The organism is Lysinibacillus sp. GJ-1, assembly GCF_021166035.1.
In the GTDB taxonomy this organism is placed as follows: Bacteria; Bacillota; Bacilli; order Bacillales_A; family Planococcaceae; genus Lysinibacillus; species Lysinibacillus sphaericus.
Genome location: NZ_CP088912.1, coordinates 156,137 through 169,192, shown reverse-complemented (window position 1 = coordinate 169,192; position 13,056 = coordinate 156,137). Strand labels below are relative to the sequence as shown.

The following is a 13,056-nucleotide window of genomic DNA, read 5'->3' as shown; positions in this document are numbered from 1 at the left end:
ATGGCATCCAAAATCCACACTACTTGTTAGATTGAGATTCTCGTTGCGCCATCATTATTACTAGAATACAATTTCAAAAAAAACGCATTTAGTTCTCTTCTTTAAAGGAGCTAAATGCGCTTCACTATTTATAACACTTTTTCTAAGAAGTCTTTTGCACGTTGTGTAGAAGGAGATGTGAAAAATTCTTCTGGAGGTGCATCCTCTATTAGCTTTCCACCATCAAGGAATAAAATACGATCCGCTACCTCTCGAGCAAAGCCCATTTCATGGGTAACAATTAACATCGTCATCCCTGAATCTGCTAAATTTTTCATAACTGCCAATACTTCTTTAACCATCTCCGGGTCCAGTGCTGAAGTCGGCTCATCAAATAGTATCACTTTTGGGTCCATTGCTAGTGCTCTGGCAATTGCCACGCGTTGTTTTTGACCACCTGAAAGGCGACTTGGATACTCATTGCGTTTTTCAAAAAGCCCTACTTTTGTTAGTAAATCTTCAGCTACTTTGATCGCTGCGGTCTTATCCATTCCCTTTACATTGATAGGTGCATACGTTAAGTTTTCTAATACGGTTTTATGTGGGAAAAGGTGAAAATGTTGAAATACCATACCTACTTCTTCACGTATTTTCATAATATTTGTCCCTTTGTCTGTCAGGACATCGCCAGCAATTGTTACCTTCCCACTCGTCGGTTCTTCTAATAAATTTAAGCAGCGTAGGAATGTAGATTTACCAGAACCGGAAGGCCCTATAATGGCAATTACTTCTTTTTCTTTTATTTCAGTTGAAATACCTTTCAACACTTCGTTTTGCCCATATGATTTGTGTAAATCTTCAATTTTAATCACTTTTTCTCATTCCTTTCTCGATTCGTTTACCAAGGAACGTTAAGACAAGCGTCATAATATAGTAGATTATCCCTGCAAATAATAATGGTTCAAGATATCGATAGGTTGAACCCCCTACAATATAGGCACGGCGCATAATATCAAGGGCACTAATGACTGTTACAACTGCTGTTTCTTTGTTTAATGTAATAAATTCATTTACTAAAGAAGGTAAAATATTTTTCACTGCTTGTGGAATAATAATATCCTTCATCATTTTTGAATACGGAATACCTAGTGCTTGAGCTGCTTCCATTTGACCTTTATCAACGGCATTAATACCCGCACGAATAATTTCTGAAATATAAGCTCCAGAGTTTAAGCCAAACGCAATAATTGCAGTTGGAATTGGCTGAATTTGAATGTCTAGTAGCTGTGGAACAGCGTAGTAAATAATTAATAATTGTAATACAAGTGGCGTCCCTCGGAAAATTGACGTGTAAAAGTCCGCTAACCAGCGTAGCATTTTTACTTTCCCAATTTTACATAATGCTAGTAATATACCAACGATAAACCCAATGAGAGAAGCACCGATTGCTATTTGAAGTGTAACACCTATTCCTTTTAAAATATAAGGAATAGAGGGAATGATTGCTGAGAAATCTAAATTCACAGCGTACCCTCCTTTCTCGTTTCCTTTTAGTGAAATGGACAAGCGATAGCCCTAAATAGGGCTATCGCATATCGATACTATTATTCAGCTTTTTCTAACCATTTTTCTTCAAGCTGTTGAATTTTGCCTTCATCTGCTAATTCTTTTAATGCTTTGTTAATTTTATCTTTTAAATCGCTACCTTTTTGAACAGCGATTGCTTTATAGTCTTCTGGCTGTTCTTCTACTGGGAATGCGGCTAATTTATCGTTTGTTTTCAGATAACCTTTCGCTACGCCACCTTCTAGAATTGCTGCGTCTAAGCGTTTAGACATCATATCTTGGATGATTTCAGGAATACGTGTGCGTCCTTCAACTGATACATCTACTTTTTTAGCAATGGCATTACCTAAATTTTCTTGAATAGAAGCTGTTTGTACGCCGACTTTTTTACCAGCTAAGTCCGCTTCTTTTTTAATGCCACTATCTTTTTTAACGATGATAACTTGTTCTGTTTGATTGTATTTATCTGAGAAATCTACTACTTTTTCTCGCTCTTCATTTGGTGTCATACCAGAAATAACAACATCTACTTTACCTGCTTGTAAAGCTGGCACAAGGCTGTTAAAGTCCATATCTTGAACTTGCATTTCTACACCTAATTTTTCACCAACTAATTTAATTAAATCAATATCGAAACCAATGATTTCTTCACCTTTAGCAGCGTCTACATATTCAAATGGTGCATAGTCTGCTGATGTACCTACTTTTAATACTTGTTTGTTTTCTGTATCTGAGCTTGAATTTGTTGCTTTATCTTCTTTAGCGCCACATGCTGCAAGTAAACCAATTACTAAGACAAGCATAAGCATGAAAAATTTGTTCTTCATCTTTTATATCTCCTTTTGATGTTTTTTATTGTCTATGAGATAGGAATGTCTCGAAAATAGTCGATTGGATATTTATTCATATAGCAGAATAAAAAATCTATCTGCTAATTAAGATATACTCTTTCAAAATATTTTTCAAGCTATACATGAAATTTTTTAGCAAAATATTTTACACAGAATTTTCTAATAAATCAATGTTTTTTATTTTTCGGTCCATATATTTTTAAATTGCTCCTTTATAGGCGCTACTATATATTTTCCTTCTTCTAATTTTTTATTCCTATCGTTAAGTAAATACCCTATATTTCCTTTAATATAAACATCTAATGTAGCAGGCCTAATAAAAAAGCAAGGTATGGACGTTTTAAACGCCTTATACCTCGCCTTGCAAACGATAGCAAATTTTTGCTTTCGCTATTCTTTTTCTGGAAATAGCTTCGATTTTAATTCATCTTCACCAGAACCTTCCGCTAATGGTACACGAGATCGATAGGCGGCACGGCATATTAAATGCCCTGCTACTGGTGCTGTGACAAATACAAAGAGAATACCTAATATTAGTCGAACACTTACATATCCGTCATGTATCCAGAAATAAATAAAAGCTCCTAACAAACAGGTTAGTACTGACAACGTCGAGCTTTTTGTAGCAGCATGTGAACGCGTATAGACATCTGGCAAACGAATCATCCCAAACGCACTAATAACACTAACAATAGAACCGACAAGTATAAGGATGACTGCCGTCCACTCAATCATTTGATTTACGCTCAACAATCACACCTCTTTCAATATATTTTGTAAAAGCAATTGTACCGATAAACGCCAATATACCTAAAATTAAAATCGCCTCTAAATACGCTTTGGTTTTTAAAACAATCGAAACAATGGCAATCGCCGAAAGTAGATTAATACCAATTGTATCAAGGGCTATTGCTCGATCCGGCATGGATGGACCTTTAATGACACGATATAGAGACAATGCAATTGACACACTAAATAACGCTAGTGCTAAAAGTAAAATTTTTTCAACCATTAGCGTGTCACCTCCATAATTGCTTCTTCAAATTTTCCAATGGAGCGAATAACGGCATCTTTAGATTGTTCTATATCCATAGCATGGATATAAAACATATCTCCCTCCTCCGAGACCTCCATCACTACTGAACCAGGTGTGAGCGTTAGCAAGAGTGCAAGAGCTGTAATTTCCCAATCTCCGTTCAGCTTTGTTTTATACGTAAAAATGCCAGGAGTAATATTTAACTTTGGTGTTGTGATTTGTTTTAGGACATTATAGCTTGAAAGTAATAGCTCCCAATTAAATAGCCATAGTAGTTTAATAATAGAGAAAACACGGCGCAAATAAAATTGCGTTCCATAAAACCGATGCATCGCATACAGAATCCCAATACCGACGACAAACCCCATTAAAAAGGTGGAAAACTGTGGCGTGATTTCGTCCTTTAGCAATAACCACAAGGTAGCGATAAATAAATTTAAAATAAACTGCATAGCCATTACTTATTCACCTCACCTTGCCATTTTTCGCCATTTAACACTGCGTCAATATAAATAGAAGGTGTATGAAGCGTTTCTGCTGCATCCTTCACATAAGGCGCCATCGACTCGGCTCCAATCCCTAAAGCAATTGTGCAAACAGAAAGTAATGTTAAAGGCAACACCATTCGCTTTGGCAGTGGTGTTTCATCTTCAATACTGAGGATCGTTTCGCCAAAAAAGGACGATAGAAAAATGCGCAGTAATGAATAGAGGACAATTAAGCTAGAGAAAAATCCTAGCCCTAGCAGGACAAAATTCCCTCCCTCAATCGCGCCTTGTCCTATTAAAACCTTGCCTAAAAATCCACTTAAAGGTGGAATTCCTGCGATTGAACACATCATAATAAAGAACAGCCAACCAAAAAAGGGATAATTTCGAATAAGTCCACTCATATTATCGATAAGTGTTTCACCGGTTACATAAATCATCATCCCTACCGCCAGAAACAACATGGCCTTTACTACCATATCATGCATTAAATAATACGTTACACCTTGCAGTGCTGACTCTGTTCCTATAGCTAGTCCAGCAACAATAAAACCAACACCAATTAGGACATTATATGAAGCAATTGTCCTCACATCTCTTCCAGCAAGGGCACCCATGCAACCAGCAAGTATTGTTAGTCCAGCCATAATACCGAGAGTTGTATGGGTTACCCCCGGATTCGTAGTAAATAATAATGTAAATGTACGAACAAGGGCATAAATACCAACCTTAGTTAAAAGTGCGGCGAAGAGTGCAGCTATAGCGGTTGGAGGTACACTATAAGAACCTGGCAACCAAAAGAATAGAAGTAATCCCGCTTTAAGGCTAAAAACAATTAGAAACACCAGTCCAACTGTAGTAATAAGTGGGTCAGCTCCAGCTTCCATAACCCGCAATGAAATATGAGCCATATTTAATGTGCCGATCGTTCCATATAAAAATGCTAACGCTACTAAAAAAATCCATGAAGCAACAATATTAATAAGTACATATTTTAACGCCTCGCGTAGTTGGACTTTCCCTCCACCTAAGCTAATAAGGGCATAAGAAGCAAGCAACATCACTTCGAAGCACACAAACAAATTAAAAATATCTCCCGTTAAAAATGAACCATTTACACCTGCTACCATTAAAAGAACAAAAGGATAGAAATACATTTTTTCATAGTGTTCTCCAATTGTAAAAAAGGCGTAAACTACACAAATTGCTGCGACAATATTCGCTACGAAAACAAGTAATACTGCAAAAGAGTCTGCAACAAATAGAATGCCGAATGGCGGTATCCAACCACTAAAATCAATTCGCATTACACCTTGCTGCTGAACTTCTAACAAAAGGACAACGCTAATGAATATAACAAAGCCCAAAGTACACAAGCTCAAAATGCGTTGAATCATTATATTTTGTCTTAAAAACACAAGTAAAATAGCCGTTATTACCGGCACGATTAATGGTAAAACGATTATATTACTCATCAGACGTACCTCTCAATTCATCAAATTCCCCAGTGCCATTTGTTTTATAAGCACGATAGCCGAGAACGAGCACAAATGCTGTCACTGCGAAGCTAATGACGATAGCTGTTAAAATCAATGCTTGTGGAAGTGCATCTGTATAAGGACCTGCTGATTCCCCAATAAGTGGCACATCCCCTTTTTTAAGGCCACCCATCGTTAAAATCAGTAAATGTGCAGCATGTGAAAGGACTGCTGTCCCTAAAATGACACGCAATAATTGTTTAGAGAGGATAAGGTACGTCGCGACAGCAACTAATACACCAACTAATAATAGTATTAAAGACTCCATTGGCTATTCATCCTCACTTATACTTAAAATTATGGTTACAACAACGCCAACGACAGTTAGCGCCACGCCAGCCTCAAAAATAGTGACGGTCGAGAAGCCCATTTTCCCGAAAACCGGTACATTGACATATTCATACGTCTGCGTTAAAAATGGCACATCAAAGAAAAGCGAACCGATGGCTGTCCCCGTCGCAAGTAATACGCCCAGTGCAGCAACCTTTTTGAAATCAAACGGCATTCCTTTATGAACTGTTTCAATGTCATAAGCTAAATACAGTAGTACTATTGCAGAAGCAAGCACAAGACCGCCGATAAAGCCCCCACCAGGAGCGTGGTGGCCTGCAAAGAATAAATACACACCAAGCGTTAAAATTATAAATACGATAGCCTTAGTAATCGTTCGTAAAATAACATCATTAATTTTCATGGTCTGCCTCCTCTTTTCGTGGCTTTAGCTTAGTTAATGTGTATACGCCTAAGCCAGCTATTAAAAGAACGACAACCTCTAACATCGTATCAAATGCACGAAAATCTCCTAAAATTGTGTTAACGATGTTTGACCCACCTGCTAAATCATAAGCATCATTAAAATACAGTGCTACCGTTTCAAAACGGTCATAATGTACAACAGCCAAGCCGACTAATGTCACTGTAGCCCCTGCAAAAATAGCAATAACAGCATTTGCCCACTTCACTCTCATGCGTGAGTTTTCAGGCAATAAATCCGGTAAATATTTAAAACATAGCAGGAACAATGCTGTAGTTACGGACTCAACAACTAGTTGTGTCAGCGCTAAATCAGGTGCGCGAAATATAACGAAAAAGAAGGCAATCGAATAACCGAGAACTCCATTTAAAAGCATCGCTGTAATTCGTCCTTTGGCAAAAATCATCCAGATTGCAGCAAACATCATGACAAACACTAGAACTAACTCATAGGATTCAACAGGTGAATCCTTTGCAAATTCAAATACTATGGCATCAGACCAAATAAAGTACCCTGCAATCAGCGCAACAAAAAATACATAGATATAGACAAAGTAATGAGTTAAATTGCCAGACATATAGCGGTTCGTAAGCTTCATTGAACCTTTTTCACTAAAATTAATAAGGTGATTATAATAGCTATTGAATGTAAAATTTTGCGAAAAAACTCGGTATAGTGGCTTCCAGCTTTTTAATGTTTTAAATAATACAAAGCCAATAATGATTACACCAAGGGTCATTAATAATTCTATATTCACACCATGCCATGCAGAAATATGAGGTGTTAACTCGCTAACCGTTGGAAAAGTTGGATATATACTAGCCATCGCAGGCTGTAAGATATAATGTCCTAGAACATTTGGAAAGAAGAAAATAGTCACTACTAATAAACAAAGTACTATTGGCGAAATTAGCATCCCAATTGGTGCCTCGTGTGGTTTTTTGTCCAACTTGTACGGCTGTAGCTTTCCAAAAAAAGTATGTCCAATTAAAATCATGCTGTATACAAACGTAAAAATACTGGCAACCCATGCTACAACGGGGAACAATATGCCCCAAGTATCGATGGAAAAGACCTCAACCTCACGAATAGCCAAAACAGCGGCAAAGAACATCTCCTTACTTAAGAAGCCATTAAACGGTGGTAATCCTGCCATCGAAAAACCACCTATTACTGCAATCGTAAATGTCACAGGCATCAATGCCATTAAACCACCAAGGCGTCGAATATCGCGCGTACCTACTTCATGATCGACAATACCGACCATCATAAATAACGCCCCTTTAAACGTGGAGTGATTAATAAGATGGAACAATGCCGCAAAGCTTGCCTGTGTGTATATAATGGAACTTTCTGCATAGCCAAAATAATGACCCACAGAGCCCAAGCCAAATAAACTCATAATCAACCCAAGCTGGCTAACTGTTGAAAAGGCAAGTAACGCCTTTAAGTCTGTTTGACGAACAGCATTGAACGAGCCCCAAAATAATGTTACAAGGCCAATTCCACTTACTAACCAAAACCAAACTGGCTCACCGCCAAATACTGGGGAGAAACGCGCAACTATATAAATTCCAGCCTTCACCATCGTAGCTGAGTGGAGGTAAGCACTAACTGGAGTTGGTGCCTCCATCGCATCAGGCAACCAAATATGAAATGGAAATTGAGCTGATTTAGTAAAAGCACCTACTAAAATTAACAATAAGGCAGGAACAAACAATGTGTGCTCGCGTGTCATCTCAACGTTCGATACAATGTCACGAATACTAAATGTGCCAGATGCTACATATAGCATTAGAAAACCTGCGAGCATGGAAAGACCACCGAAGACTGTGATCGTCATGGCTTTTCGTGCACCAGCACGTGAAGCTTTACGATGATGCCAGAAGGCGATTAACAAAAATGATGAGACGCTTGTTAATTCCCAAAACGTATATAGCACCATTAAATTATCTGAAAAGACGACGCCGAGCATAGCGCCCATGAATAGTAATAAGTAGCAGTAAAAATGATGAAGAGATTCTTTCGTTGATAAATAAAAAATTGAATATAAAATAACTAAACTACCTACACCTGTAATCAGCAAGCCAAAAATGATACTGAGTCCATCGAGGTATGTCGTGAAGTTTATATTAAAAGAGGGAATCCACTCATATGTATCAATAAATGTTTTACCCTCGGCAATTTGAGGAATGTACCGTGCGAGTAAAATAAACAATATGATTGGAACGGATAAAACAAACCAGCCTAAATGTGCCATTCGCCTTAGTCGCCTATAAAGCAAGGGAATTAGCGCAGCACAAACAAATGGTAAAAGTATCGCAAAGAGAACTGTGACCAAATGAAAACCTCCTACAATCAAATTCGTCCAGCGAATTAGCATCTTCAATTTTGTATGTTTCTTAAGCATTGCATAATACAAGTCCGTTAGAGCATGAATAATGTATTAGCATAACTTTCTCATTACAAAAATTTGTGATATTCGCCGGTGTGCTTTTATTTACACAGCAAGCATTGAACAACCTGCCCATAAAGCAAAAGCGTGCTATATCTACCATTCTTTGAAGGAAGGTAGATATTATACGAAAAAAGATGAACGAATATATCAGAATTCTTGTACATTTAGGTATTTTCTATACGCATGGCTGAGCGTACGAGACATTTATCATGCCTAAAGTAACCGAAAAGTGTTTCAATGCATCAATACTTGACTATCCATTTAACTCACTGCATAATAATGTGGCATATGGAAGCTATTTATTTAAATGCATATCATGCATAAACAAAGTAGCCTTAGAACATGGACATTAGCCAAATCCCTTAAGGGTTTTCCGTATATCGTCATTAACTTTTATTCATTTTTAAGTATACAATATAAATAAGCATAATGCACTGTAACAGCATTGATTTTAGCTGTTTTAGGATAATTTTTTCATAATACGCAGTACAAATAACAAAATAACAATAGGATAAAGAGGTGTATTTTTTTAATGAAGCATGTAAAAGGGAGATTGGACGAAAGTATTTTAGTATGTGTCTATTATGGGCTTAACGGGGAACGCTTAATTCGTCGCGGTCATAAAATGGCCACGATGCTCGATTGCCCACTTTATATTCTTTCAGTCGATTCACAACCTCTTGATGCATTTGATGCAGAGAAATCTGGTTATATTGAACAGTGGAAAAACCTATCTGAAGAACTTGATGTTGAAAAATTTATTTTAGTAGATAATGAAAAACGCCCGATTCAAAAGGTTATTGCTGAAGTGGCTAAAAATTACGGTATTTCACAAATTATCGTAGGTCAAAGTGCACAAAGTCGTTGGGAAGAAATAACAAAGGGGTCATTCCTGAACGTTCTGTTAAAAGAAGTACCTTTTGTAGATTTTCACATTGTAGCAGTCCAACGTCCTACTGAAGATGACGCGTATGATACATACGAAAAAGGTGTACGTGCCTATTTGATTAAAGAACAGGACCATTTCAAAGTAGCCTTTACTTGTCCAAAATATGTTTCAATTGAAGGTATTTTCTTTAAAGAAATTGGCACTGATTTTGACAATGGCATTTTTAAATTCACGTACAATGATAAAATGCATGAAATCCATATTTCTGAAGGTCTAGTAATGGATAAAGAAAAATTGCCACAAGAGTTTACATCTCCGTTACGTCAATAGTAGCCTGTTACTTAAAAATTGCAGGGACAAAGATATTAATTTGGACAAACTAAAAAATTTTAACTGCTGTAGGGAACCACAACGGCATAGCAAAAAGTGTTAAATTGACCTCAATCAATCTAACACTTTTTCTCTTTTGCCTAGTCTTGTATTTATAAAGCTGAAGCTGGAGTATCTTTAGGCAAGAAAAATGCCACTAGTAATAACAACGGAAGTAAGGAAACGACTACCATTGTAAAATCAATACCTTTATGATCCATTAAAACACCAATAACCATGGCACCAATTGCTCCCATACCAAATGCAAAGCCAGTTGTTAGCCCTGCCATTGTACCAATCTTAGTTGGTACGAGCTCTTGCGCATAGACAACCGTTACAGAGAAGCTAATCATAATTAATGTTCCGATAATGACTAAAAATATTGTTGCAGTCCATAGCGGTACATAAGGCAAAGCTAAACAGAATGGCATCGGCACGACAACTGAAAGTAAAATCACATTTTTTCGTCCAATACGATCTGATAATGAACCCCCAAAAAAAGTACCAACAACGCCAAAAGCCATAAAAGTAAATATTAATATTTGTCCAAGACGCAGACTTACATCATAATGATCCATTAAATAAAAAACATAAAAACTTGTTATATTCGTTGTATAAAATGATCGTGCAAAAATAATAGTAAATAATAATGTTAAAGCAATTCCTACCTGTTTCTTTGTTAATGGTGGCAAAGATGATACCAATGTACGTTTTTTCTTTGCTAACCGTTCTTGCTCCAATTGCTTCTTATACCATTTAGCAATTTTACTCAATAAAAGAATCCCAAAAGTTGTCGCGATTAAGACAAATGCCGCTCCGCGTTGTCCAAAAATATCTAAAATATATGCACTGATTAATGGTGCTAGCGCTTGTCCAGAATTTCCCCCGACTTGATAAATCGATTGTGCAAGGCTTCGTTTAGAGCCTGCTGCCATAAAAGATACGCGCGAACCTTCTGGATGAAATATAGCTGAGCCAAAACCTAAAAATAATACAGCTACAAGTATTACCCAATATTGCGCTGTGAAGGCTAAAATCGCGATACCTATAAACGAGCTAATCATCCCTATTGGTAAAGCATAGGGCATCGGTTTTTTATCACTGACATAGCCAACAACTGGTTGTAAGGCAGAAGCAAACATGTTTAATACGAATGAAATAAGCCCGATTTGTGTAAAGGTCAAACCGAGCTCACTCTTCAATATTGGAAACATCGCAGGGATGACAGCCTGCATTGTATCATTGATTAGATGGGCAATAGCAATAGCAATCATAATCGGAAATACTGGATTGTTGTTAGAATGCACCATTTGTTTGTTCATGCTATCACCACACTTCCTTATCTATTTGATTCTTTAATTTAAACAGATTGTCGCATACAATTCCTCTTTTTGCACAAGCTATTCTTCGACGATAGCAGTTTAAGGAGTTGATTTTTGTATGACTGTAGATGAATTTTTTCACGCCAATGTTTTTGAAATGATACTTAGAGCATCTCTATCCTTTTTTGCACTACTCATTGTTACACGAATACTTGGCAAAAAGCAGCTAGGACAGCTTACATTTTTCCACTATACAACAGGTATTACGTTCGGATCCATTGCTTCTGAAATTGCAGCACAGTCTGAAACACCTTTTTTAGAAGGACTTATTGCATTAATTTGGTGGAGCGTTTTAACGTATCTTATGACCATTATTACGATAAAATCTAAAAAAGCACGTGTGCTGATTGACGATAAGCCCACTATTGTTATTCAAAATGGGCTTATTTTAGAATCTGCGCTCAAGAAAAATCGTTTACACATGGATGAGTTAACGATGATGTTACGTGAACAAGCTGTATTTTCCGTGCAAGACGTGCAATATGCCATACTGGAGACTACGGGTAATTTAAGTGTATTAGCTAAGCCTACGGAGCAACCCGCTACAAAACAAGATGTAAAGGCAGATGTTACCCCACCTACCTACTTACCAACAGAAGTCATTTCCGATGGACAACTGATTAAAGAAAATATCGTCGAACTTGAATTAACCGAAGATTGGGTCATGAAAAAATTAAAAAAACAAAATGTCCAAACTTACGAAGATGTCTTTTTTGCACAAGTTCAAGCGAATGGCTCTTTATATGTCAGTCTAAAAGATAAAGCGAGACGGTCAAGCCCCTAAGCTTGTTTCGTCTTGCCTATTCTACTTGCATTATATCCAATGGAGTAATAATACCAATCAGTTTTTGGTGTGTTTTGCCGTGCTCGGTAATCAACAACGCTTCAAAACGTCTTCCTCTCTCCACACCTTGCTTAAATATTTCCTCAGCCTCATAAATCGTTATGTATCTACTCACAAATTTGTAATTCACTCTATTTTTTTCGTGTAATAATATATCATGCAATGTAGGAACGTGCCTCGGTACATGATTGCCTCCCATGACAGATGCAAGCCAGTTAGTAATACCAACAGTCGTCACAAGACCTTTAAATTGCGTTTTATTGTAAACCGGAAATTGAGTGAATTTCCGACTGCGAATCACTTTTAATACATGCTTTAAAGAATCATTTTCTTGAAAGACCAGCACCTTTTTTCGGAACATTTGTCCTACAAGTGTTGGTTTTGCCAGCGTAGCGTCCATATATTCAATGCGCTCTACGACATCTACATGCGGTTCTGCAATTACATATTCCATAGATGTACGATGGTGAACAATCGCATTGCGTAAATCTGCATAGGACCGTAAATCATCCTCATATTTACGTACCAATACATCCTTTTTCTTTGCCTGATCCACTAAACGGTAAAATGGCATAAAATCTTTTGCACCAATAATATCTCTTAGTCTATGGTCAATTCGATTAAATGCCGTTAGAAAGCGATCAGAATTTTGAGTAGTAACCAATCTTATCACCTACCATAGCAATATTTTATATTTTTCGAGTTATTTGACAAATATTGAGTTATAGCTACATTATATTCCTAAGTTATGGATATTCCAAGAAAAGTTCGTGCAATAAGTTTGGGTGCCTGGCACTCACACAAATGTGAAAAATCTGAATTGCTCAGGTGCCTGGCACGTAAAAATCCACTTCGCTTTCCGCAGGCTCAAGGTAAGCCGCGAGAATCAAAGTGGATTGGGG

14 protein-coding genes are annotated in these 13,056 nt (G+C 37.2%); 2 read left to right on the top strand and 12 right to left on the bottom strand.

The window, feature by feature from the left end:
• Nucleotides 1-128: 128 nt before the first annotated feature.
• The 10 genes from LO754_RS00810 to LO754_RS00765 form a co-directional block, all read right to left on the bottom strand.
• Entirely contained in the window at nucleotides 129-851 is a 723-nt protein-coding gene (locus LO754_RS00810; RefSeq protein WP_024360775.1) for an amino acid ABC transporter ATP-binding protein, read from the bottom strand.
• The gene (locus tag LO754_RS00805; protein ID WP_024360776.1) at nucleotides 844-1,503 is read right to left on the bottom strand and encodes an amino acid ABC transporter permease; all 660 of its coding nucleotides are present in this window, start codon (nucleotides 1,501-1,503) and stop codon (nucleotides 844-846) included. Before LO754_RS00805 ends, LO754_RS00810 begins: the two co-directional genes overlap by 8 nt.
• 80 nt (nucleotides 1,504-1,583) lie before the next feature.
• Complete coding sequence (locus LO754_RS00800) at nucleotides 1,584-2,372, bottom strand: transporter substrate-binding domain-containing protein (protein WP_024360777.1); 789 nt, start codon at nucleotides 2,370-2,372, stop codon at nucleotides 1,584-1,586.
• Nucleotides 2,373-2,786: 414 nt separating this feature from the next.
• Complete coding sequence (locus LO754_RS00795) at nucleotides 2,787-3,146, bottom strand: Na+/H+ antiporter subunit G (protein ID WP_024360778.1); 360 nt, start codon at nucleotides 3,144-3,146, stop codon at nucleotides 2,787-2,789.
• Complete coding sequence (locus tag LO754_RS00790) at nucleotides 3,124-3,408, bottom strand: Na(+)/H(+) antiporter subunit F1 (protein WP_024360779.1); 285 nt, start codon at nucleotides 3,406-3,408, stop codon at nucleotides 3,124-3,126. Before LO754_RS00790 ends, LO754_RS00795 begins: the two co-directional genes overlap by 23 nt.
• Nucleotides 3,408-3,890, bottom strand: coding sequence for a Na+/H+ antiporter subunit E (locus LO754_RS00785; protein ID WP_024360780.1), 483 nt, complete (start codon nucleotides 3,888-3,890; stop codon nucleotides 3,408-3,410). Before LO754_RS00785 ends, LO754_RS00790 begins: the two co-directional genes overlap by 1 nt.
• Nucleotides 3,890-5,395, bottom strand: coding sequence for a Na+/H+ antiporter subunit D (locus tag LO754_RS00780; RefSeq protein ID WP_231785386.1), 1,506 nt, complete (start codon nucleotides 5,393-5,395; stop codon nucleotides 3,890-3,892). Before LO754_RS00780 ends, LO754_RS00785 begins: the two co-directional genes overlap by 1 nt.
• Nucleotides 5,388-5,726, bottom strand: a complete 339-nt coding sequence (locus tag LO754_RS00775; RefSeq protein WP_024360782.1) for a Na(+)/H(+) antiporter subunit C — start codon at nucleotides 5,724-5,726, stop codon at nucleotides 5,388-5,390. Before LO754_RS00775 ends, LO754_RS00780 begins: the two co-directional genes overlap by 8 nt.
• A 3-nt stretch (nucleotides 5,727-5,729) precedes the next feature.
• Nucleotides 5,730-6,152 carry a Na(+)/H(+) antiporter subunit B gene (locus tag LO754_RS00770; protein WP_024360783.1) on the bottom strand — a complete coding sequence of 141 codons (423 nt, stop codon included), beginning with the start codon at nucleotides 6,150-6,152 and terminating at the stop codon, nucleotides 5,730-5,732.
• A complete protein-coding gene (locus LO754_RS00765) occupies nucleotides 6,142-8,553 on the bottom strand; it encodes a Na+/H+ antiporter subunit A (RefSeq protein ID WP_231785385.1) in 2,412 nt (803 codons plus the stop codon). The genes LO754_RS00770 and LO754_RS00765 overlap by 11 nt, the downstream gene beginning before the upstream one ends.
• A 649-nt stretch (nucleotides 8,554-9,202) precedes the next feature.
• Here LO754_RS00765 and LO754_RS00760 point away from each other — a divergent pair.
• Complete coding sequence (locus tag LO754_RS00760) at nucleotides 9,203-9,889, top strand: adenine nucleotide alpha hydrolase family protein (protein WP_024360785.1); 687 nt, start codon at nucleotides 9,203-9,205, stop codon at nucleotides 9,887-9,889.
• A 152-nt stretch (nucleotides 9,890-10,041) separates the two neighbouring features.
• On the opposite strand, the gene LO754_RS00755 is transcribed toward LO754_RS00760, so the two are convergent.
• Nucleotides 10,042-11,250: an MFS transporter gene (locus LO754_RS00755; RefSeq protein WP_231785384.1), complete on the bottom strand. Its 1,209-nt coding sequence runs from the start codon at nucleotides 11,248-11,250 to the stop codon at nucleotides 10,042-10,044.
• 118 nt (nucleotides 11,251-11,368) lie between these two features.
• Between LO754_RS00755 and LO754_RS00750 the strand changes: the two genes are divergently transcribed.
• Nucleotides 11,369-12,094, top strand: coding sequence for a YetF domain-containing protein (locus LO754_RS00750; RefSeq protein ID WP_229388208.1), 726 nt, complete (start codon nucleotides 11,369-11,371; stop codon nucleotides 12,092-12,094).
• A 16-nt stretch (nucleotides 12,095-12,110) separates the two neighbouring features.
• On the opposite strand, the gene LO754_RS00745 is transcribed toward LO754_RS00750, so the two are convergent.
• Nucleotides 12,111-12,818, bottom strand: a complete 708-nt coding sequence (locus LO754_RS00745) for a CBS domain-containing protein (protein ID WP_024360788.1) — start codon at nucleotides 12,816-12,818, stop codon at nucleotides 12,111-12,113.
• Between the last annotated feature and the right edge of the window lie 238 nt (nucleotides 12,819-13,056).